Below are 20,280 nucleotides of genomic sequence, written 5' to 3'. Positions count from 1 at the left end.
CCTGCTGCGCGCCTACGCCGCCGAACTGACCGCCACCACCGACCCCGAACCCGACCGGCACGCCGCGCTGACCCGCCTGTTCGACCACTACCTGGCCACCACCACCGCCGCCACCACCACCCTGGGACTGCTCTCGGTGGACAGGCGGCCCCGACTCCTTCGCATCAGACAGGTCGCGCCCGCTCCGCCGGTCGGTGATCCGGAGGCCGCGCGGACCTGGCTGGGCGCCGAGCGCGCCAACCTGGTCGCCGTCTGCGCCCACGCCACCGAGCACGGCTGGCAGGCGCATGCCATCACCTTGGCCACCACACTCTTCACCTTCCTGGCCGCGGGTGGGCGCTACACCGAGATCCTGACCCTGCATGGCCATGCCTGCCGCGCCGCCCGTGACAGCGACGACGTCCACAGCGAGGCCTATCTACTGACCAACCTGGGTTTCGTCCACTGGCGCCGTGGCTGCTACCAGAACGCTCTGGAGCACCACCGTTCGGCCCTGAACCGCTTCCACCAGGTCGACGACCGTCCCGGCCGAGCCTACGCACTGTTCAGCGCCGGCCTGGTCCTCTGGCGGCAGGGGGAGTACCGGCAGGCCGCGGAGCATCTCCGCAAGGCCCTGGACGTCTTCGAGCAGTTGGGTGACCGGAGAAGCCAGAGCAAGACATGGACCGTCCTGGGCCTGATCTGCCTGCGCCAGGGGGACGACAAGCGGGCCGCGGAGTACGAGCACCGGGCGCTGGACCTCTCCGAGCGTCTGGGCGATGTCCTGTGCAAGGCCTACGCGCTGACCCACCTGGGTCTCGTCCATTGCAGCCGGGGGGACCACCAGCGGGCCGTGGAGTGCCACCGGCAGAGTCACGACCTGGCCCGGCAGCTCGGCCACCGCACCGCGGAGGCCGAGGCGCTCAACGGCCTGGGCGAAGCCCTCCGGGCAAGTGGCCAGGCCGTGATGGCCGGTGCCCGGCACGCCGACGCGCTGGCCCTGGCCGAACAGGTCGGGGAACGGTACGAACAGGCACGCGCTCACCGGGGCATCGCCGTCACCCGTCACACCATGGGCGACCTGGAACGCGCCCGCCGTCACTGGGAGAACGCCCTGCACCTCTACACGAGCCTCGGTGTCCCCGAAGCCACGGCCGTGCACGCCCAGCTGACCGCCCTCGCCCATGAGACGGTCACCCCGGGCACCCCGGAGAAGAAGGAGCGGCCCACCTGAAGCACCGGGCGTTGACGGAGCCGAAGGCGGCGGGGTAGTAGGTACGCCGTAGAGTCCGACGCCCGCGACTCCCTCAGGCCGACGCCCGCCTACCGCACTCGCGGCCGGACCGCCCGAGGGCGGCGGTGGTCCGGGCGCGGGTCGGCCGTGCGGCTGAGCAAGCGCCACACCGTGGCGCCACATGAGGGGAGTCCTCCCGTGCGCGCACTCGTCGTCGACCACACCTCGCCCGGACATCTGTCACTGACGGACGTTCCGGCTCCGCGGCCCGCCGCCCACGAGGCGCTCGTGCGGGTCGAGGCGATCTCGCTGAACTTCGGTGAGGTGCACGAGGCGACCCGTCCGGAGACACCGGACGGCACCGTGCTCGGCTGGGACGCGGCCGGCGTGGTCGTCCGGGGGGCCGCCGACGGATCGGGCCCGGCGGAGGGGGACAGGGTGGTCACGCTCGGCGAGTCCGGCTGGGCCGAACTCCGGGCCGTACCCGCCTCGATGCTCGGCACCGCACCACGGGACACCGATCCCGGCGCACTGAGCACCATCCCCGTGGCCGGGCTGACCGCCCTGCACGTGCTGCGCCGGGCGGGACCGCTGCTCGGCCGACGCGTGATGGTCACCGGCGCTTCCGGCGGCGTCGGCCGCTACGCCGTCCAACTGGCTGCCCGGGCGGGTGCGCACGTCGTCGCCGTCAGCCGGAACCCCGCCCGGGCGGACGGACTGCGGGCCCTGGGCGCCCACGAGGTCCACCCCGGGCCGGCCGCCGTGCGGCAGCCCGTGTCGGCCGTTCTCGACAACGTCGGCGGACAGCACCTCGTCGACGCCTTCGCCTCCCTGTCGGCCGGCGGCACCCTCGTCAGCGTGGGCCGTTCCTCGGCGGCCGACACGGTGCTTCCAGCGGACGCCCTCCTGGGCAACGGCGGGCGGCACGACCGGTCGATCCGCACCTTCTTCCTCTTCGGCGACCCCGCCACGGACTTCTCCGCGGACCTGACCTGGCTGGCCGGTGAGATCGCCGCGGGCCGCCTCGATCCGGGCATCAGCTGGCGCGGGCCCTGGACCCGCCACTCCGAGGCGGTACAGGTCCTGCTCGGCCGCCGCCTCCACGGCAAAGCCGTCCTCGATCTCCGGTGACCGGGCGCTTCGACGCCGGCGACCCTGCGCCGGCGTCGTGGAACCGACGGTCGGCGACGTCACCGTCCGAGGACGTCGTCCCGTCGGCCCGTGTCCGGAGCGAATTCCTGGAGGCCGAGCACCTGGAGCAGTTCCAGGCGTTCGCGGCTCTCGTGGTCGGCGGGGGTGAGCACCATCAGTCGCTGCTGGCGGTCGAGTCCGACGAGCGTCTCGCAGTCCAGGACCAGGCGGCCCACCTGCGGGTGGATCACGGTCTTGCGATCCGTTCGTTCGACTGCCACCTCGTGCTCGGCCCACATCCGGCGGAAGCCGCAGCTCACCGCCTGCAACCGTGCGACGAACACGGCGACGGCCGGATCGCCGGAGCGCCGGCCGGCAGCCGAGCGCAGGTCGGCCACGAGTTCGCGGGCGTGGCGTTCGTGCTGCTCGGGCGGGTGCGTGGCGCGGACAGCGGGATCGGGGAACCAGCGGTACACGAGATAGCGCCGGTCGCCGGTGAATGCGGTCCGGTCGCTCATCAGCAGCAGGGACGCCCGGTTCTGGGCGAGGACCTCCCCCAGGTCGGACAGCACCACCGCGGCCGTGTCGGTGAGCGGTCCAGCATGCGCACGAGGCCGGCGCGGGCCGGCTGGGCCGGCTCGTCGGCCGGCGGTGACCGGTGGCCGGCGAGGTGGAACAGGTGGGTCGACGTCAGCGCCGCCCGGAGCGTCCCGCGGGCTGTCGTGGCGCCGATCGCCGCCCTCATGGACGGCGGCGCACGCCTGCTCCACAGGCGCACTCCGCCTCCGGTCACCAACTGGACGGTCGCCGCCGTGGGCCGCGACCGCTCCTACGACATCACCGCCGCCCGCACCGACCTCGGCTACCGGCCACGCATCGGCCTCGACGCCGGCCTGCGGGAGATGGCGCCTCGACCCGCCCTCGATTCCGGTTCGGCGTAGCGGATCGGCGGTCACCGTCACCAGACCTGAGGCTGCGACGGGGGACGGCCCTCAGGTCGGCCGGTATGACCGAGCTCGGCCCCGTCGCCTGGCCACCCGCGCCGATCCGGACGGAGCGGCCCCTGCTCCGCGAGTCCGAGGCCCGGGATCTGCGGCGCTCGTCGAGCTGTTCGCCTGGCCGGAGGTGCGCACCTGCCTCGGTGGCCCTCGGCCGCGTGACGAGCTCGGGCGCGCGGTGCCCGAGACACCCGGGCGGCGCCCCGGCCTTTCGTGATCGACCGGTCATCGACCCACTGTAGGGCCGCCCACGTGGGTGACCGGCAGGTGCGGAGCGGCTGACACGATGTGTTCACATCGAAGCGGAACCCGCTGCCTGCCGCGCTCCGGGACATGGTTGACAAGGAACTCCGGTCCACCACAGACTCGGTGCCCATGAGCCTCCAGGACCCCTTGCTGACCAGCGAGCGCTGTGTCGATCTGCTCAGGGTTTCCAGCGCCCGGTGTTGAGGACACCCACTGCGTGATCCGCGTTCTCGGCCCCGCCGAACGCAACACCGTCACACCGGAGGTCCGCGCGCAGGTGGCGGAGGGCTACGGCTTCGACGAGCCGGTGCTCGCGCAGCACCTCCTCACCAGTGAGCTCTGCGTCGGCCTCGTCCGTGTGCCCAGCGCACAGTGTTGAACCCACGATCCGCCGTGCGCTGACTTCGCGGCCGGCCCTCCACCGAGTTCACGCAGGCACACGGTGCCGCCCCGGCGGACCGTGCTGCGCCGAGCCGGCGTGCTCTCCGTGACTTCCCGCGCACCGCGCCCACCCGCCCGGCACGCTGTCGCGCTGTCGCGCTGTCGCGCCGTGTGGTGCCTCCGCAGCCGGCCGAGGTGCGCCCCGCCCGGCCGGCGTGGGCGGCGGCAGCCCCGGACCCGGCCGCTCTGCCCGCACCCCGCTGACCCGGGCGCCGGGCACCCACCACCCACCACCCACCACCCACCGCCCTCCCCCGGCCGTCACCGCCCTCCATCACCACCCCCCTCGACACAGTCACCGACAACCACCCCGGGAACCGGCCGGTGTGCGACTGCCACCACCGGTCGGGTCACGGTCACCCAGCGATCGGACACGACATGAGCGAGCAATACCTCTGGTACATCCCGAACACCGTCGAACCCGGCCACCGCGGAGACGACACCGTCGCCGGCTGGGGCTCGATCGAGTACTCGACCGACCTGGCCCGTGCGGCGGAGGCCCACGGCTGGGGCGGCGCCCTGCTCGGCACCGGCTGGGGCCGCCCGGACACCTTCACCGTCGCCACCGCACTGGCCGCGCGCACCACCACGTTCCAGCCGCTGATCGCGGCCCGGCCCGGCTACTGGCAGCCCGCCCACTTCGCGTCCGCCGCGGCCACCCTCGACCAGCTCAGCCGCGGGCGCGTCCTGGTCAACGTCGTCAGCGGCCTGGACAACCCGGCGGCCTACGGCGACACCGACGTCGATCCCGCCGGACGCTACGCCCGCACGCAGGAGTGGCTGCGCCTGGTGCGCCGCCTGTGGACCGAGGAGGACGTCACCTTCCACGGCGAGCACTTCCAGGTCACCGGGTCGACCGTCGCGCCGCGCCCGTACGTCACCGCCGAACGGCCGCACCCGACGCTCTGCTTCGGCGGCGCGTCCGAGGCGGCCGAGCGGGTGGCGGCGGCCGAGGCGGACGTCCAGCTCTTCTGGGGCGAGCCGCTCGACGGACTCGCCGAGCGCATCGACCGCCTCAAGGCACTGAGCGAGAAGGCGGAGCGCCGGCACAAGCCCCTGGAGTTCGGGCTGCGGATCACGACGCTGGTGCGCGACACCACCGAGCAGGCGTGGCACGACGCCGAGGAGAAGGTGGCGCGGATGGCCGGCGGGGCGAAGGAGCTGACCTGGACCGGCAACCGCAGAACGGCGGTCGGGCAGCGGCGGCTGCTCGAACTGGCCGAGCGCGGTGAGGTGCTGGACACCTGCCTGTACACCACACCCGGCCGGTTCGGCGGCGGGGGAGCGGCCACCACCTGGCTCGTCGGCTCCGCGGACGACGTCGCCACGGCGCTGCACGACTACCGCAAGCTCGGCATCACCCACTTCGTTCTCTCCGACACCCCGTACAAGCGGGAGATCGTCCGCATCGGCGACCAACTCCTGCCCAGGCTGCGCGAGTCCGCGCCCCGCGAACCGGCCGCCTGACGGACCGCCCCCGTGAGCAACTGACCAAGCCCGCCCGGGGCAACCGGGACCACGACGACTCGATCACTCGCCGCCGGGTTCCACGGCCGGCTCGGTGACGATCCCGATGACCGAGGGAGCCGCTGCTTCGGCGCCCCGGTCCACCCGGCCGCCCGGAATGGGAGGCCGTCCGCCACTGCTGTACCAACACATGACGACAGGAGTAGCTCTTCACGCAGACAACTCGCCCAATCAGGTCGACGCCAGCGTGCGGCTGGCCAGGGAGGCCGCGGCCGCGGGGCTGCGGTCGGCCTGGTTCGGGCAGACCTTCGGCGCCGATTCCCCCTTGCTCGCGGCGGTCGTCGGGAGGGAGGTGCCCGGTCTGCAGGTGGGCACCTCCGCGATCCCCGTCTTCGGACGCCACCCGCTGCTCGTCTCCAGCCAGGCCCAGACCGCGCAGGCGGCCACGCACGGCCGGTACCACCTCGGACTGGCACTGGGCACCAGGCTGCTGACCGAGGGCGGCTTCGGCATCCCCTTCGAGCGGCCCGTCGCCCGCCTGCGGGAGTTCCTCACCGCGCTGCGGCAGCTGACCGAGACCGGCGCGGCCGACTTCCACGGTGAGCTGCTGACCGCGGCCACGCCGGTGCCCGCACGGGTGCCGGGTGCCGAGGCCGGTGTGCCGCTGCTGGTGGCCGCGATGGGGCCGCGGGCCCTGCGGGTCAGCGGGGAGCTGGCGGACGGGATCCTGCCCTATCTCGCCGGGCCGCGCGCCCTGGCCGAGCACATCGTGCCGGCCGTGACCGCAGCGGCCGAGGCCGCGGGCCGCCCCGCGCCGCGGATCGTCGCGCTGGTCCACGGTGTGGTCACGGACGACGTCGACTCGGTGCGGACGAGGGCCACCGAGCAGCTCGCGTTCTACGAGCAGATCCCGTCCTACGCGCGGGTGGTGGAACTGTCCGGTGGCCGACGGGCCGCCGATGTGGCCGTGATCGGGGACGAGGAGACGGTCGCCGCCGAGGTGCGGCGTTACCGGGACGCCGGGGCGACGGAGGTGGTGTTCGCGGGCACGGACCTCGCCGGGGACGCCGACCGGCGCCGTACCTGGGCACTGCTGGGGGAGCTGGCGGACTGAGGACCACCGGCCGGCACGGCGGTGTGGTTCAGGCAGCGCCTCAAGACGGTGCGGTTCAGGGAGCGCGTCGAGGGGCCGTGCGTCCTGCGCCCCACCGTCACCCCGGTCTCGGCGGGCGGAGCCGACGACCGCGTCCCGGACCTGGACAAGCACGGGAACGCCACCGACACCCGCTCCCCGCACGACCTCTTCGCCACAGACCGGGCGGCGCCCGCCGGCCTGGCCGGCGCGCGGCCGAGCGGGCCCGGGCGGAGGTGGCGGCCACCGGCGGAGACGGCCGCCACAGCGCGGTCCCCGTTCGGCCCCCCTGCAACCGCGCGGCCGACCTGCCCTGCACGTACACGGACTGTCCACCCGCCCGCTGCCATCGGCCGAGTACCGGCCGCCGGTCACGTCCAGCGTCTGACGGGCGGCCGGCAGGAACGCATGCCCCGCTACGGCCAGCCGCACCCGACGGCTGGTCCGCTCCGCCGGCCGGACACCCAACTCGCTTTTCGGCCGGTCGACTTGATGACTGAGCGCGGACGGGACGACGTGACACCGCTCGGCGGCCCGGGTGAGGATCGCGGTGTCACGAGCATGTGTTGGACTCATGGACGGGAGTCGGCGACGCTTGAACGGAGCGACGGCGGGACAGCCCCGCCCACCCCGACCGGCCACTTCCGCGGAGACCCCCATGCGTGTGATCGCCTTCGACCATCTCGTCCTCAACGTCGCCGACATCGAGCGCTCACTGGCCTTCTACACCGGACCGCTGGGCCTGGCCCCCGTACGGGTGGCGGAATGGCGGGCCGGCGAGGCGCCGTTCCCGTCCGTGCGGGTCAGCCCGACCACCATCATCGATCTGGTCCAGGCGCCCGCCGAGAAACCCGGGGGCAGCTCGAACGTCGACCACATCTGCCTGGTGGTCGAGCCCCTGGACTGGCAGGAGGTCATCGACTCCGGGACCTTCACCGTCGTCGACGGCCCCGGCGAACGGTTCGGCGCCCGGGGCACCGCGCTCTCCCTCTATGTGCTGGACCCCGACGGCAACACCGTGGAACTGCGCTGGTATCCGCAGGACGCCTGACACTTGCTCCGCCCGGGTGCCGGCGTCGCGGCTTGGACCCCGAAGAGATCGCGTCGAGCACGTCAGGGGCATTGGATGTACGTGTTCGGGCATCCCCGGAACGGGATGGTCAGGGCGGAGCTGACGCTCCGTCCGGACGCGCGATACAGGACATCGATCTCCGGGCACGTGAGCTGTGCCCTGTGGGGGACATCGGGAACCTCTCACCGACCGGGGACGCCGCGGTGAGCATTGCCGGGCTCTGGGGCGAGGACATGCCCTTTCCGGAGCCCGGCGGCCGGGCCGCTGCCCGCCTCGTTCCCCTCACCCCCTCCGACCGGAGGCGCGTCGAAGCCGGCCAACGGATCAGCATGCACGGGACCGGGCAGCGGCAGGTACGCAGTGGTGCTGGAGGTCCGCCTGCCTACGCTCGCCTGAAGCCGTGGCTCCGCTCGACTTTCGCCACATGCAGCGTGTAGCTCTCGTACCACTCGGCTCGCCCGCGTTTCTGCGCCGCGCGGTGCTCGGCGTTGTTCCGCCACTCCGTGAGCGCATCGGCGTCGCGGAAGTACCCGACGGTGATGCCCAGCCCGCCAGGTGTCTGCGCGTGGTCCATTCCCAGGAATCCGGGGACGTCCCTCACCAGCTCCTCCATGCGTGCGTTGGTCTCGCTGTAGCCGCTCTGCTCCTGGGATCGCACCGTAGTGAAGACGGCCACGTAGTAAGGGGGTTCATACGCCTCGACGGGCGCGGCGGGCGCTTCCGAGTGATCGCTCATGGCGCCACCGTAGGACGGGCCACACCCGATGCTCCAGCGTCTGCACCGGGCGGACACATGCGGGACCGGGTACATGACCGAGGTGCCCGACGGGGTCTGGTGTTGCATCGGTGAGTCTCTGGACCACGGGGACGCCGCGCCCCGTGCCCTCCTGGTGGGCCTGACCGCGGCGGCCGGCGTCGACGTCCCGCGTCCCGAAGCGACCGTGGTGTGCATCCCCTTCGCGGGCGGCGGCGCCGTCAGCTACGTCACCCGGCCAGGGAACTCGCCGAGGCCGACGTGCCCGTACGCGTCCTCGGGGGGTGGAACTGCCCCACCGCACCGCACCGCGGCCGACAGCCGCGCACGGGTGCCCGTGGAGACAGCCGCACGACAGCTCGCGGACGAGATACGGGAGACGGCAGACGGCCCGGTGACACTGCTCGGCCATTCAACCGTGGCCGGGCCGCCGCCGTCGTGACCCAGCCCGCGCAGTTCGTGGGAGATGCGCGTGTAGTACGGCTCCACGAGCGCCAGGTACGCCGGGTCGTCGGTGCGCGAGGCGCACCCGGTCTCCTGCAGCCAGTCGGGGAAGCCGCCGTTGCGGCACTCGCCGTGCGACCACGGTCCGATCCTGACCGCCACGTACAGCCCCAGCTCGCCGCAGAGTCCGGTGAAGCGCCTGATGTCCAGGCCGCCGTCGAACCGCAGGGTGCCGCGTTCCTCCTCGTGGTGGTTCCAGAACAGGTAGGTGGCCACGAGGTCGATCCCGCCGGCGCGTATCTTCAGCAGCTCCTCGCGCCAGTCGGCCGCCGGGTAGCGGCTGAGGTGGAACTCCCCCATGACCGGCAGCCAGGGCTCGGTGCCCCGCTGGAGCCTGCGGCTGTCGGTCTCCAGGGGGTGAGGGGTGCCCGCGGCTGCCCATCGGCAGGTGCCCCCGGAGCGGGACGGGGAGGTCTCGGGTGTGCAGCGGCAGCATGACAGGCGGCTCCTTGGGGCGTAACGGGCTCGTGAAGTGGGTTCATCGTCAGGGCGCCCCTACCTCCCGGCAAGAAGTATTCGTTGATAATGCTGACCGCTGGACTGGCTGACCACGGGGCGAGAAGCTCACCGGGGCAGGTCCCCGGCCGGGTCGGCAACGCTCGACCCGGAACCTCCCGACGCCCCATCAGCCACCTATGTCGAGGAGAACCGCATGGCGTCCTACTCCGGTCGCGGTGTGCACGGACAGGTCGTACACAAACTGGGTGCGCGCATCGTGGGAGGGGAGATCACCGAGGGGGAGATCCTGGACATCGGTGCGCTCGGCGCCGAACTGGACGTGAGCCTGACCGTCATGCGCGAGGCGCTCAAGGTGCCGGCCAGCAAGGGGCTGACCGACGCACGTCAGAAGCGGGGCACCTTCGTCAGGGAACGCGCCCACTGGAATCTCCTCGACGCCGACGTCATCCGCCGGCGCATGGAGACGGGCGACGGTCCCCAGGTGCTGCGTGACCTCGCCGACGTACGCTCCATCATCGAACCCGCCGCGGCCTACCGGGCGGCGCTGCACCGTACCGACGCTGATCTGTCCGCGCTCGAAGCCGCCCTCGTGGACATGGGGCGGGCGAAGGTCGACTCCGCGGCCGCCGCCGAGGCGGACGCGGCCTTCCACCGGGCGCTCCTCGCCGCCACGGGCAACGAGATGCTCAAGAGGATGGACATGCTCCTGGAGCCCGGTCTCCGGGAACGCGACCGTATGGTCCACGCCCACAGCGATGCCGACGACCCCGTCCCCAGCCACCGCGCGGTGCTCGACGCGGTCCGCGACCAGGACCCCGACCGCGCCGAACGCGCCATGGTCGACCTGCTGGCGAAGGCGGTCGCGGACCTCGACCACCTCGCGCACGCACCGGACGTCGCGCTGCGGTCCTGAGCCTCATCGGCGACCGGCGGTCGGTGCCGTCGGCTTCGGCGGGATGCCGATACCGGTCGGGGGCCGCCCCGACGGGCACCGCCGCAACGAGTCACCGATCGCCAGGACGCTCACGTCCCGGAGCGGCGACACCTCCGATGCCCCCGTCGCCACCGGGGGAGGACACCTGCGCGGTGGGGACGGCACCTGGACCGTCGATCGAGGATCCGGCACGGTCGTGCCCTGGCGGAGCGTGGCGCGGAAGCCGCGGGACGCGACCCGGTCCGTCGGCGGCGGGCGAACGGCGGCCGTTCACCCTGCGCCGGTGACGCGGAACACCGGCCAGCCGATCTCCGTGCGCCAGTGGGCCGCGACCGGGGTGTCGCGCGGGCCGAGGAGATAGGTCTCGCGGACCGGCCCGGCCACGGCGAGGGTGTGGTCGGCCACCCACCTGCCGAGCTCGCCGTAGGTCACGTCGATCGTGTCGTGGACGCCCGCATGCACGGCGACCGCGAGTTCCGCCCCCGGCAGCTCGGTGCTGCGGACCCGTCCCACGGCCGGTACGGGCGCGGCGATCGGGACGTGCACGGAGACGTGTCCCCGCCCTCGGGTGAACAGCGCGTTGTCGTAGAGCCCGCCGGGAGGCCCCACCGTCTCGCGGACGACCGCGTCCAGTTCGGCCATCGCGCCCGCGTACCAGGCGAGCACGTCCGTGTGGGCGACGGTGTCCTCCACCGTGGCCACCAGCTGCGCGGGAACCTGCCGCAGCTCGACGGCGACGCCGGCCGGCCCGGGGCGCAGCAGCCGGTGCAGGGAGGCGACGGCCGCCTGGGTGCGCGCCAGCTGGTCCTCCAGCCGTTGGAGGTGTTCGGTCACGAGTGTCGCGCGCGCCGCCGGGTCCTGGGTCAGGAGGATCTGCCGGACGTCCGCGAGCGGCACATCGAGTTCCCGCAGTTTCGAGATCACCTGCGCGGTGGGGATCTGGGCGGCGTCGTAGTACCGGTAGCCGCTCGACGGGTCCACCCGGGCCGGTTCCAGCAGCCCCGCCTCGTGGTAGCGGCGCAGGGTCCGGACGCTCAGGTGGGTCATCTGCGCGAATTCTCCGATGGTCAGCACGGGTCCTACTGTGCACCCTCCCGCAGGGGGAGGGTTGCGGAGCTTGACCCTTCCGGCGCGGGAGGCCGCACGCTCACGTACATGACCAGCACGACATCCACCCCTCCCTCTCCCTCTCCCTCCCCCTCCCCTTTTCCTTCTCCTTCCACCGATCCCCGTCTCGACCTCAAGGGTCGTCGCGCCCTCGTCACCGGCGCTGGCCGGGGCACCGGCGCCGCGATCGCGGCACGTCTTCGCGCGGCCGGAGCCACCGTGCTCACCACCGCGCGCACAGCGCCCGCGGACGCGTCCCACGAGCGATCCTTCGTCGCTGCCGACCTGACGACGCCCGAGGGCGTCGACACCGTCGTCACCGCCGTGCGCGAACGGCTCGGCACCCTCGACGTCCTCGTGCACACCCTCGGCGGATCACACTCGCCCGCCGGAGGGTTCGCCGCCCTGACCGAGGAGCACTGGCAGGACGAGCTCGCCCTCAACCTGCTGGCCGCGGTCCGCCTGGACCGCGCGCTGCTGCCGGCGATGCGCAGGGCCGGCCACGGCGCCGTCATCCACGTCTCGTCCATCCAGCGCCGGCTGCCGCTCTTCGACGCCACGCTCGGCTACGCCGCGGCCAAGGCGGCGCTGACCACCTACAGCAAGGGACTCGCCCGTGAGCTGGCCCCGCACGGAGTGCGCGTCAACGTCGTCTCCCCGGGAGCGATCGAGACCGAAGCGGCCACGGCCCTCGCCGACCGCATCGCCGAATCCCGGGCCATCGACCGCGCAGCGGCCTGGGAGCAGGTCCTGTCGTCCCTCGGCGGAGTGCCCCTCGGCCGCCCCGCGCGCCCCGAGGAGGTGGCCGAGCTGGTCGCCTTCCTCGTCTCCGACCGGGCCGGTGCCATCACCGGCGCCGAGCACACGATCGACGGCGGCACCGTCCCCACCGTCTAGGCCCGCCACACCGGCGGCAGTTCCCACGTGACAAGGAGAGAGATGACTGCGACCCCGACCGGCACCGGACGCCTGCCAGATGCCGTCCAGGCATACCTCGACGCACACGCCCGGAGCGATGTTCCGGCAGCGGCCGCGTGTTTCACCCCGGCCGCGGTGGTCGTGGACGACGGCAGCACGTATCGCGGCCGCGAAGAGATCCGCGGCTGGCTCAGCCGCTCCTCGACCGAGTACTCCTACACGACCACGCCCATCGCCGCCGTCCGGCGCGGCACGGATGACTGGAACGTGACCCAGCGCATCGAGGGAGACTTCCCCGGTGGCGTCGCCGACCTCGCATACGGCTTCACGATCGACGACGCACACATCGGCACGCTCGTCATCAGCCCCGCGTAGCCGCTGCCGAACCCGGAACCGGGACGAGACAGGGGCCCGGCAGCGACTGCGCGCGGCCCTGCCGGCCGGGCTCACCGTGGACCGGAAGCCCGGCCGGGCCCGAGCAGGTGACGGCGCCGACGGGGTTACGCCATCCTTCGCGGCGAGGAGTTCCCGGTCGCCCCGGTCGCCCCGGTCGCCCCGGTCGCCCCGGCCGTCCTGGCCCGAAGGATGCCGTGCATGGACTCCTCGCGCCACCGGCGCAGGAGTTCGTGGAAGGCCACGGCGCCGTGGGGGTAGGCGGACGGGCCGTTGGGCCGGCCGCGTCCTTCGCGGTTGTAGTAGCCGGGGGTGCACTCGGCGTGGAACCACTCGTGGTCGGGGGCGTCCTCGGCCAGAACGGTCCGCCAGGCGTCCTCCGCCTCGCGGGACGGTTCGACGAGGGCGTCCTCGGTCTCGGCTGCCGCGACGAGGGCGGCGGCGTGGACGGCCTGCTCGTCCAGGATGTGGGTGAAGTTGACGCTGCTGGCGTTCTGCAGGGAGCCCATCTGGATCAGGTTGGGGAAGCCGTTGCTGGTGAAGCCGTGCAGCGTGCGCGGACCCTGCTGCGCCCACGCGTGCAGCAGCTGGGTGCCGTCCCGGCCGCGGACGGGGAGCTCGCCGGAGAGGACGCCGGAGGTGCCGACCTCGAACCCGGTGGCGAAGATGAGGCAGTCGAGTGCGTAGGTGGTGTCGCCGACCACGACACCGTGTTCGGTGACGCGCTCGATGCCATGGGTGTCGGCGGTGTCGACCAGCGTGACGTTGTCACGGTTGAACGCCGGGTAGTACTTGTCGGAGAAGGTGGGGCGCTTGCAGGCGTAGCGGTACCAGGGCTTGAGCTTCTCCGCGGTCTCCGGGTCGGTGACGGTCTGCTCGACGCGGGAGCGGAGTTCGTTCATCTTGGCGGCGTCGGCCACCTCGTAGGCCGCCTCGAAGTCCTCCCGGTCGCCGGGCCGGCGGAAGCTGGGCAGGAGCTTCTCCAGGAGGCCGGCCGAGGCGGTCCAGCGGTCCGCCACGAGGTCCTCGTCCGCGGGTTCGCCGGAGACGACGCGCAGGAAGTTCTCGCGGCGCGCCCGTGCCCAGCCCTCGTGGTCGGCGCCGACGTCGGCGGCGGTGGTACGGCCGTTGGCGCGTACGTCCACGCTGGAGGGGGTGCGCTGGAAGACGTAGAGGTGTGCCGCGTCCTCGGCCAGCATCGGGATGGCCTGGACGCCGGTGGCGCCGGTGCCGACGATGCCCACCTTCTTGTCCGCGAGGCCGGTGAGACCGCCGTCCGGGGTGCCGCCGGTGTAGCCGTAGTCCCACCGGGAGGTGTGGAAGGTGTGACCCTTGAAGTCCTCGATGCCGGGTATCCCGGGCAGTTTCGGGTCGGTCAGGGTGCCGGTGGCCGTGATGACGTACCGGGCTCGGAACCCATCGCCCCGGTCGGTCGCCACGATCCATGTCTCGGTCGTCCCGTCCCAGGTCAGCGAGGTGACCGCGGTGGAGAACAGGGCGTCGGCGCAGAGGTCGAACTTCTCCGCGACGCGCACCGCGTGGCGGCGGATCTCGTCCCCTGGGGCGTACTTCCACTCCGGTACGTACCCGGTCTCGTCCAGCAGGGGCAGGTACACGTGCGACTCGATGTCGCAGTGGATGCCGGGGTAGCGGTTCCAGTACCAGGTGCCGCCGAAGTCGCCGCCCTTCTCGACGATCCGGATCGACTCCACGCCCCGCTGCCGCAGCCGCGCCCCGGCGAGGATGCCGCCGAATCCGCCGCCGACGACGGCGACGGTGACGGTGTCGCGCAGCGGCTCGCGCTCAGCCACCTCACCGACGTACGGGTCGGCGGCGTAGTAGCCGAACTCGGCGTCGGTGGCGAGGTACTGCCGGGCGCCGTCGGGCCGCACGCGCCGTTCCCGCTCGAGACGGTAGCGCCGCCTCAGCCCGGCGAGTTCTTCGGGAGCGGGCACGGGGGGAGTCGCCATGTGGGGGCCTCGATCCTGTGGGGTCTGCTGCCGGACGGCCGCCTCCGTCCGCGAGCGCCCCCGAAGGACGGGAAAGCTCCGGACACCTCCCGGACCCGGGCGGCCGTCAACTACCCTAACTCGTACCGGACAGTGTTGTCCGGTAGGTAGGCGGGTGTGCCCCCGGGCGCCCCCGCACTCAGCGGACAGGAAGAGTGAATCCCCTCATGCGACGACTCCCGATCCGGCCCCTCGCCGCTCTCGCCACGGTCGGCGTACTGACGCTCACCGGGTGCGGTACCGAGAGCGGTGTCGGGACAGGCGGTCCCGGTGACCGGACGGCCGCCGCGCACAGCGGCGGAACCATCCGTGCGCAGAAGCTCATGCAGCTGACCGAGGCGCACGCGGAGACCGGTATGACCCTGCTGGAAGGGCCGGTCTTCGACGAGGACGGCAAGCTGCTCGTCGTCGACGTCACCGCACCCGAGGGCGAGCCGAAGGTGATGCGCGTCGACGTCAGGAGGAAGACCTCGCAGACGGTCCACACCGACGGCCGCGGCGCCTACACCTCCGCCCAGTTCAGCCCGTACGACGGACGGCTCTACCTGACCGACTTCGCCCACGGCGAGATCGTGAGCCTCCCCCCGGACGGCGGTGACCTCCGCACCTTCTTCTCCGGCGAGGTCGGCGGCGCGCCGATGAACCCCGACGACCTGGCCTTCGACGAGGACGGCAACCTGTACGTCAGCGACTCACGCGGCCTGACCGAGGGTGAGGACATCGGCCGCGTGGTGCGCATCGACCGCGCCGGGAAGGAGGCGACCGTCCTGGCCGACGGGCTGGCCGCGACGAACGGCATCTCGTTCGACGCGGACCACCGCGGGCTCTGGATCAGCGAGCTCACCCGGAACCGGATCTCCCACCTCCTCCTCGGCGCGGAGGGGAAGACGGCGTCCCGGCACACCGCCGTCCAGGTCGACGGCGGGCTCGCCCGGACCGACTCCATCGCCGTGGACGCGGACGGCAACCTCTACCAGGGACTGCACGGCCGGCCCGCGATGGCGGTGTACGACAAGTACGGCGAGCGCCTGGCGACCGTCGAGGTTCCCGCCAGGCAGGCCGAGGGCCTGGAGTCCGCGACGAACGTGGCGATCACTCCCGGCGGGACCAGGGCGTACATGACCGTCAGCGGACCGGCCGGAGGGTACGTGTACACCTTCGACGCGCTCGCGGAAGGCATCCGGCAGTCCAACGGCGGCTGACGGCGCAGCTCCTTCGCTCGCTCCCGCTCACCCCTCGAAGGGCCGCACCGGCCCCACCTCGACACCGAGCAGCCGCCAGGCCGCCAGGGCCCGGCGTTCCCGTTCCTGGCGGGTCTCCTGCCGGGTGAGGCCGGTGGCGACACCGGAGACCATGGCCACGGCGAGCATGAGATCGTCCGCCGCGGCCAGGCGGTGACCGTCCGGCAGGAGGCCGCGCAGCGCGCGCTCGACCCGGCCCGACAGCGCCGAGGCATGCGCCTCCGTGTCGGCGGCACGGCCGGCGCCGCCGAAGTGCAGGAGACCGATGAAGGCCGCCGACTCCGTCATGTGCCAGGTCACCACGCCGAGGACAGCGGCGAAGGTCGCGCCCGCCGCGCCGGCCGCCTGCTCGATCTGGTGCACGTTCTCCTCCAGGACCGCGGCGGCCAGGGCGTCGCGGTCGTGGAAATGCCGGTACAGCACGCCCTGTCCGACCCCGGCCCGACGCGCGATCGCGGACAACGGGGCGTCCAGTCCCTGGTCCGTGTAGATCTCGCGGGCGGCGGCGATGAGGGCGGCTCGGTTCCGGGCAGCCGCCTTCGGCCCTTGGTTCGGACGACGCCGCTCGTCCGGCGCGGGATGGTGCGTCACCTCGGCAGCGTACTCGGACGCACGGTCGAGGGCGCGCAGGGGGCGACGGAAGCACTGGGCGGCGTGCGCACCGCGGAGTCGGCTCCTCCCGGCAAGCCGTCGGCGTACTCCCCCGTTACCGCGTCGGCGGACCCGCCCGGGAGCGCGGATCGCGCTCGGACGGGCGGCGGGCGCCCGTGCTCCTCCAGCCCATCGCGGCCACCATGCGCGCGGCCGCAGTGCAGGTGAGCGCGGACGTCCGGTCAGTGCCGACGCTGGCCGGCCATCCACTGCCAGATGTGAGTCCCGTCGATGCTGGGGTCGTTGCGGGCGACGTAGATCCACGACCAGTGGCCGGCGAACTGGTGGCCGTTCCAGACGACGCGGTCGTAGAGCGTCATCAGCGAGCGGGGGATGAGGCCGTGCGCGTGGGCGGTGTTGGCCTGCGGGTCCACGGTGGTGTCGTCGCGGGAGGCGACGAGCCAGCTGGGGGTGCTGATCCCGGCCAGCTCGCTGTCGGGGATCAGCGGTGCTCCGCCGGACGGGAAGGACGTGACGACACCGCAGATCGGTACGGAAGCGGCGAACAAGGTGGGATAGACGGTGGTCATCTTCATGCTCATATAGCCGCCGTTGCTGCAGCCGACGACGTAGATCCGGTCGTGGTCGATGCGGTTCCTGCGTGTGACGTCACGGATGATCTCGTGGATGAGGGGGGCGAAGCGGGGGCCGTCCTGCATCCAGGCGGAGGTGCTCTGCGGGGCCAGGACGTAGGCCCCGCCGAAGATGCGCTGCGCCCGGGGGGTGGTGAAGCCCAGGGCGCCGCGGTTGGCCCGTAGCGTGGTCTCGTTGTCGTAGTAGTTGTCGGGCAGTGAGGCGCCCTCGCCGCCGCCGTGCAGCCAGACGATCAGCGGATGCCTGCCCCGGCGGGAGGAGTGGGAGCCGGTGGGCGAGTACAGCCGGTACTTCATCCCCGAGCCGGAGATGTGGGAGCTGAACGCGTCCACCTCGGGGTCCGACAGCCGAGGGTTCTGCACGAAGTCCTCGATGACGACCGACCGGTGATTGCGCAGGGCGATCGGGGCGTGCTGAGTGATGGTGTAGTCGAGGTCGAGCATCACGTTGCGGCCCCTGCCCGCGAGATAGCCGAGCGTGCTGCCCCCGGTCCGGCCCTCCGCATGACTCAGTTCGAGCACGATGTCGCCGCGGCGGTCGAGCCGGACGGCGGTCACCGTGCGGTCGACGTCGTACTCGCCGAGAATGGCGTCGTCGGCGGCGATGGGGATCGGGCTGGTGGCTCTGGCACGCACGCTGAAGGTGCCGGTGGTCAGGCCGGCCGGGTCGACCGCGCCGATTCGGGCGGTGTCGAGGGTGACCGAGGTGACCTGTTCGCCGCCGTCGAGCACCTGGGCGTTCAGGGTGAACTTCACGCCGGTGGTGACACGGTCGTCGGCGTACGCGGCGACGCCGGGCAGGGACAGGCCGACGGCGGCGCCCGTGCCGGCGGCCAGAACGGTACGACGGCTGATCGGAGGTGCCATGTGGACTACTCCTTGTGTCGTGGTCGTGGGAAGGCTTGTCCGCGGTCTGTGCGCCGGGCGCAGGACTGGATTGTCATGAGCAAGACAGTGTGAGGCTCCATCCGGCACGGTACCGGCGTCACCGTGTGGCGGACAGATACAGTTGTGGCTTTTCTTGCGACGGTGACGTCCGGCTCCCACGGGACACGCGACTCGGCAGTCATCGAGCGCCCCCGGCACCCAGCTCCTCATCGGCCGTGGGGAGCCCACGCCGTACCACCCGGCCTCGCCTCGGGGGCACATGGCTCTCCCGCGAGGCCGCAGAAATCCGTGTGTGCCCGCTGCGGGGCGAACAGTAGGTTCGCGGCATGAAGAGTCATGAGAACCCCTTGTTCTGCGACATCGCTCTGGGCGAGCGGATCGAGCGGGCGGAGACCGACTTCATCGCCGCGGGCAGCGAGGCCGCGCTGCGACGGCTGGGCGGCGACGACGGGTTCGTGATCAGGCTGGCCGGCGGGGTCGCCTGTCGCACCGAGGCGGGCTCACCTCTCAACAAGGTGGCCGGGCTCGGTTTCGCCGGTGTGCCGGGGGCCGACGAACTCGACGCCGTGGAGCGCCGGTTCGCGGACGCCGGCGCCCCGGTCCAGGTGGAGCTGGCGCATCTCGCCGATCCCGAGGTCGGTGCGATGCTCACCGCACGCGGATACCGGCTGGTCGGCTTCGAGAACGTGCTGGGCCGGCCGTTGGGCGGTGTCCCGTCCGAGGCCGTGCCGTCCGGCATCGACGTGCGGCACAGCGATGACACGGACTTCGGCCAGTGGGTCGATACGGTGGTCGGCGGCTTCGCCCGTCCCGACGCACAAGGTCTCGCCCCGCACGAGGAGGTCCCGCGGGACGTGCTCGAACGGGCGGTGCGCGACCTGACCGCCGCGGCCGGGATGCGACGTTACACCGCGTCGGTCGACGGCGCGGTCGCGGGCGGCGCCGGCATGCGCATCACCCGGGGCATCGCTCAGCTCACCGGCGCCGCGACGCTGCCCGCGTACCGTCGGCGCGGCGTCCAGAGCGCCCTGCTGGCCACCCGGCTGGCCGTGGCCGCCGAACAGGGATGCGACCTCGCGGTCGTCACCACCCAGCCCGCCTCCCAGTCCCAGCAGAACGCCCAGCGCCGCGGTTTCAGCCTGCTGTACACGCGGGCGATCCTCGTCAGACCGTGATCGAGGCCGGAGGTCCGGGGTCCGAGGTCCTGCCGCATCCGGCAGCATCGAGCCCTGAACGACTCGAACATATTCATGTTCGAGTGAACAGCAATGTGTTAGAAAGGGTGCATGGGTGTTGCCGACCGTCTGGACCTGACGCTGCGTCTGGTCCAGAACTCCGACAGGGTTTCCGTGTCCGAACTCTCCCATCGCCTGGGGGTTTCGGAGATGACCGTCCGCAGGGACCTGGACGCTCTGGAGCGTCAGGGGCTCGTGCGAAGGGTGCACGGTGGCGCGGTCGCCACGCGTCCCCGGGAAGGGGGCGGGACCTTCACCGCCAGGGAACCGTGGCAGGCCGCGGTCAAGGACAGACTCGGTGCGGCCGTGGCCGCGACGGTGGAACCGGGGTCCCGGGTGCTGCTGGACGCGGGCACCACCACCGTGCACGTCGCCCGGCACCTGGCGGAGCGGGCCCCGCTGACCGTCGCGGTACTGAGCCTGCAGGCCGCGATGGTCCTGGCGGACCGGGACGGCATCGAGCTCCTCGTCGTGGGAGGCAGCTCCCGTCCCGGTGAACGCTCACTGGTGGGACCGCTGGCCCTGCGCACACTGGAGTCCCTGAGCTTCGACTGCTTCGTGATGTCCATCGGCGGCGTGCACGCCGAGCACGGGTGGTCGGAGTTCTCCCTGGAGGACGCGGCGGTCAAACAGGTGGGACTTCGCCAGTCCGCTCGCACGGTCACCGTCGCGGACGCCACCAAACTCGGCGTCAGGGCCTTCAGCCAGGTTGCCCCGCTCGATGCCGCGCACCGCTTCGTCACCGACAACGCCGCCGCCGACCCGGGGACCCACCCGAACGGTCCGGCCACCCTCGAAGCCCTCCGCGAGGCCGGGGTCGAGACCTCACTGGCCTGATGTCCCGCACACCCGCACCCACATCGCACACGACAACATCGAGGAGACGATCGTGAA

At 72.4% G+C, this 20,280-nt stretch carries 20 protein-coding genes and 2 pseudogenes; 14 read left to right on the top strand and 8 right to left on the bottom strand.

Annotation, left to right across the window (positions count from 1 at the left end; translation table 11 throughout):
• Both IEZ04_RS29590 and IEZ04_RS29585 read left to right on the top strand, forming a co-directional pair.
• The coding region (locus tag IEZ04_RS29590) for a tetratricopeptide repeat protein (protein ID WP_189220056.1) at positions 1 to 1,213 on the top strand (1,213 nt) is incomplete at its 5' end.
• 198 nt (positions 1,214 to 1,411) lie between these two features.
• Complete coding sequence (locus tag IEZ04_RS29585) at positions 1,412 to 2,344, top strand: zinc-binding dehydrogenase (protein ID WP_189220055.1); 933 nt, start codon at positions 1,412 to 1,414, stop codon at positions 2,342 to 2,344.
• Between the two features lie 59 nt (positions 2,345 to 2,403).
• Here the strand turns inward: IEZ04_RS29585 and IEZ04_RS29580 are convergent, their stop codons facing one another.
• Positions 2,404 to 2,919, bottom strand: a complete 516-nt coding sequence (locus IEZ04_RS29580) for an MmyB family transcriptional regulator (RefSeq protein ID WP_444545453.1) — start codon at positions 2,917 to 2,919, stop codon at positions 2,404 to 2,406.
• A 27-nt stretch (positions 2,920 to 2,946) separates the two neighbouring features.
• Between IEZ04_RS29580 and IEZ04_RS36280 the strand changes: the two genes are divergently transcribed.
• From IEZ04_RS36280 to IEZ04_RS29560, 5 genes and pseudogenes are all read left to right on the top strand, one after another.
• On the top strand, positions 2,947 to 3,285 hold the full coding sequence (locus tag IEZ04_RS36280) for a hypothetical protein (RefSeq protein ID WP_229821365.1): 339 nt from the start codon (positions 2,947 to 2,949) through the stop codon (positions 3,283 to 3,285).
• A 65-nt stretch (positions 3,286 to 3,350) separates the two neighbouring features.
• Positions 3,351 to 3,553 (top strand): annotated as a pseudogene (locus tag IEZ04_RS35270) (GNAT family N-acetyltransferase); the annotation flags it as partial.
• A 252-nt stretch (positions 3,554 to 3,805) separates the two neighbouring features.
• Positions 3,806 to 3,967: a hypothetical protein gene (locus IEZ04_RS29570; protein WP_189220053.1), complete on the top strand. Its 162-nt coding sequence runs from the start codon at positions 3,806 to 3,808 to the stop codon at positions 3,965 to 3,967.
• Between the two features lie 440 nt (positions 3,968 to 4,407).
• Positions 4,408 to 5,496, top strand: a complete 1,089-nt coding sequence (locus IEZ04_RS29565) for an LLM class flavin-dependent oxidoreductase (protein WP_189220052.1) — start codon at positions 4,408 to 4,410, stop codon at positions 5,494 to 5,496.
• A gap of 190 nt (positions 5,497 to 5,686) precedes the next feature.
• Complete coding sequence (locus tag IEZ04_RS29560; protein WP_189220051.1) at positions 5,687 to 6,610, top strand: LLM class F420-dependent oxidoreductase; 924 nt, start codon at positions 5,687 to 5,689, stop codon at positions 6,608 to 6,610.
• 393 nt (positions 6,611 to 7,003) lie between these two features.
• Here IEZ04_RS29560 and IEZ04_RS35260 read toward each other — a convergent pair.
• Positions 7,004 to 7,204: pseudogene (locus IEZ04_RS35260) on the bottom strand (LysR family transcriptional regulator); the annotation flags it as partial.
• Positions 7,205 to 7,286: 82 nt separating this feature from the next.
• On the opposite strand from IEZ04_RS35260, the gene IEZ04_RS29555 reads away from it, so the two are divergent.
• Entirely contained in the window at positions 7,287 to 7,679 is a 393-nt protein-coding gene (locus IEZ04_RS29555; RefSeq protein ID WP_189220050.1) for a VOC family protein, read from the top strand.
• Between the two features lie 403 nt (positions 7,680 to 8,082).
• Here IEZ04_RS29555 and IEZ04_RS29550 read toward each other — a convergent pair whose 3' ends face one another.
• Both IEZ04_RS29550 and IEZ04_RS29545 read right to left on the bottom strand, forming a co-directional pair.
• Positions 8,083 to 8,436 carry an antibiotic biosynthesis monooxygenase family protein gene (locus IEZ04_RS29550; protein WP_189220049.1) on the bottom strand — a complete coding sequence of 118 codons (354 nt, stop codon included), beginning with the start codon at positions 8,434 to 8,436 and terminating at the stop codon, positions 8,083 to 8,085.
• A 243-nt stretch (positions 8,437 to 8,679) separates the two neighbouring features.
• Entirely contained in the window at positions 8,680 to 9,258 is a 579-nt protein-coding gene (locus IEZ04_RS29545) for a beta-galactosidase (protein ID WP_189220048.1), read from the bottom strand.
• Between the two features lie 352 nt (positions 9,259 to 9,610).
• On the opposite strand from IEZ04_RS29545, the gene IEZ04_RS29540 reads away from it, so the two are divergent.
• On the top strand, positions 9,611 to 10,330 hold the full coding sequence (locus tag IEZ04_RS29540; protein WP_189220047.1) for a FadR/GntR family transcriptional regulator: 720 nt from the start codon (positions 9,611 to 9,613) through the stop codon (positions 10,328 to 10,330).
• Between the two features lie 291 nt (positions 10,331 to 10,621).
• On the opposite strand, the gene IEZ04_RS29535 is transcribed toward IEZ04_RS29540, so the two are convergent.
• The gene (locus IEZ04_RS29535; RefSeq protein ID WP_189220046.1) at positions 10,622 to 11,425 is read right to left on the bottom strand and encodes a MerR family transcriptional regulator; all 804 of its coding nucleotides are present in this window, start codon (positions 11,423 to 11,425) and stop codon (positions 10,622 to 10,624) included.
• An 81-nt stretch (positions 11,426 to 11,506) separates the two neighbouring features.
• Here IEZ04_RS29535 and IEZ04_RS29530 point away from each other — a divergent pair, with 81 nt between their 5' ends.
• Entirely contained in the window at positions 11,507 to 12,355 is an 849-nt protein-coding gene (locus IEZ04_RS29530) for an SDR family oxidoreductase (protein WP_189220045.1), read from the top strand.
• Positions 12,356 to 12,397: 42 nt separating this feature from the next.
• Entirely contained in the window at positions 12,398 to 12,751 is a 354-nt protein-coding gene (locus tag IEZ04_RS29525) for a nuclear transport factor 2 family protein (protein ID WP_189220044.1), read from the top strand.
• Positions 12,752 to 12,876: 125 nt separating this feature from the next.
• Here the strand turns inward: IEZ04_RS29525 and IEZ04_RS29520 are convergent, their stop codons facing one another.
• On the bottom strand, positions 12,877 to 14,739 hold the full coding sequence (locus IEZ04_RS29520) for a flavin-containing monooxygenase (protein WP_189220043.1): 1,863 nt from the start codon (positions 14,737 to 14,739) through the stop codon (positions 12,877 to 12,879).
• Positions 14,740 to 14,945: 206 nt separating this feature from the next.
• Here IEZ04_RS29520 and IEZ04_RS29515 point away from each other — a divergent pair, with 206 nt between their 5' ends.
• Positions 14,946 to 15,980, top strand: a complete 1,035-nt coding sequence (locus IEZ04_RS29515; RefSeq protein ID WP_189220042.1) for an SMP-30/gluconolactonase/LRE family protein — start codon at positions 14,946 to 14,948, stop codon at positions 15,978 to 15,980.
• A 27-nt stretch (positions 15,981 to 16,007) separates the two neighbouring features.
• Here IEZ04_RS29515 and IEZ04_RS29510 read toward each other — a convergent pair whose 3' ends face one another.
• Both IEZ04_RS29510 and IEZ04_RS29505 read right to left on the bottom strand, forming a co-directional pair.
• Complete coding sequence (locus tag IEZ04_RS29510; RefSeq protein ID WP_189220041.1) at positions 16,008 to 16,610, bottom strand: TetR/AcrR family transcriptional regulator; 603 nt, start codon at positions 16,608 to 16,610, stop codon at positions 16,008 to 16,010.
• 242 nt (positions 16,611 to 16,852) lie between these two features.
• Complete coding sequence (locus IEZ04_RS29505; RefSeq protein WP_189220040.1) at positions 16,853 to 18,130, bottom strand: carboxylesterase family protein; 1,278 nt, start codon at positions 18,128 to 18,130, stop codon at positions 16,853 to 16,855.
• Between the two features lie 347 nt (positions 18,131 to 18,477).
• Between IEZ04_RS29505 and IEZ04_RS29500 the strand changes: the two genes are divergently transcribed.
• The gene (locus IEZ04_RS29500) at positions 18,478 to 19,326 is read left to right on the top strand and encodes a GNAT family N-acetyltransferase (protein WP_229821364.1); all 849 of its coding nucleotides are present in this window, start codon (positions 18,478 to 18,480) and stop codon (positions 19,324 to 19,326) included.
• Positions 19,327 to 19,437: 111 nt separating this feature from the next.
• Entirely contained in the window at positions 19,438 to 20,223 is a 786-nt protein-coding gene (locus IEZ04_RS29495; protein ID WP_189220039.1) for a DeoR/GlpR family DNA-binding transcription regulator, read from the top strand.
• The last annotated feature ends 57 nt before the right edge of the window (positions 20,224 to 20,280 follow it).

Source organism: Streptomyces ruber (assembly GCF_014648075.1).
Lineage (GTDB): Bacteria > Actinomycetota > Actinomycetes > Streptomycetales > Streptomycetaceae > Streptomyces > Streptomyces ruber.
The sequence above is the reverse complement of the archived record's forward strand: the minus strand, read 5'-3'. Positions and strand labels throughout refer to the sequence as shown.

What these genes read in the sequence shown, in the direction of transcription:
- IEZ04_RS29565 (WP_189220052.1), top strand. Translation starts at nt 4,408, where the DNA reads ATGAGCGAGCAATACCTCTGGTACATCCCGAACACCGTCGAACCCGGC.
- IEZ04_RS29515 (WP_189220042.1), top strand. Translation starts at nt 14,946, where the DNA reads ATGCGACGACTCCCGATCCGGCCCCTCGCCGCTCTCGCCACGGTCGGC.
- IEZ04_RS29540 (WP_189220047.1), top strand. Translation starts at nt 9,611, where the DNA reads ATGGCGTCCTACTCCGGTCGCGGTGTGCACGGACAGGTCGTACACAAA.
- IEZ04_RS29505 (WP_189220040.1), bottom strand. Translation starts at nt 18,130, where the DNA reads ATGGCACCTCCGATCAGCCGTCGTACCGTTCTGGCCGCCGGCACGGGC.
- IEZ04_RS29555 (WP_189220050.1), top strand. Translation starts at nt 7,287, where the DNA reads ATGCGTGTGATCGCCTTCGACCATCTCGTCCTCAACGTCGCCGACATC.
- IEZ04_RS29560 (WP_189220051.1), top strand. Translation starts at nt 5,687, where the DNA reads ATGACGACAGGAGTAGCTCTTCACGCAGACAACTCGCCCAATCAGGTC.
- IEZ04_RS29520 (WP_189220043.1), bottom strand. Translation starts at nt 14,739, where the DNA reads ATGGCGACTCCCCCCGTGCCCGCTCCCGAAGAACTCGCCGGGCTGAGG.
- IEZ04_RS29530 (WP_189220045.1), top strand. Translation starts at nt 11,507, where the DNA reads ATGACCAGCACGACATCCACCCCTCCCTCTCCCTCTCCCTCCCCCTCC.
- IEZ04_RS29495 (WP_189220039.1), top strand. Translation starts at nt 19,438, where the DNA reads ATGGGTGTTGCCGACCGTCTGGACCTGACGCTGCGTCTGGTCCAGAAC.
- IEZ04_RS29545 (WP_189220048.1), bottom strand. Translation starts at nt 9,258, where the DNA reads ATGGGGGAGTTCCACCTCAGCCGCTACCCGGCGGCCGACTGGCGCGAG.
- IEZ04_RS36280 (WP_229821365.1), top strand. Translation starts at nt 2,947, where the DNA reads ATGCGCACGAGGCCGGCGCGGGCCGGCTGGGCCGGCTCGTCGGCCGGC.
- IEZ04_RS29500 (WP_229821364.1), top strand. Translation starts at nt 18,478, where the DNA reads ATGAAGAGTCATGAGAACCCCTTGTTCTGCGACATCGCTCTGGGCGAG.
- IEZ04_RS29525 (WP_189220044.1), top strand. Translation starts at nt 12,398, where the DNA reads ATGACTGCGACCCCGACCGGCACCGGACGCCTGCCAGATGCCGTCCAG.
- IEZ04_RS29550 (WP_189220049.1), bottom strand. Translation starts at nt 8,436, where the DNA reads ATGAGCGATCACTCGGAAGCGCCCGCCGCGCCCGTCGAGGCGTATGAA.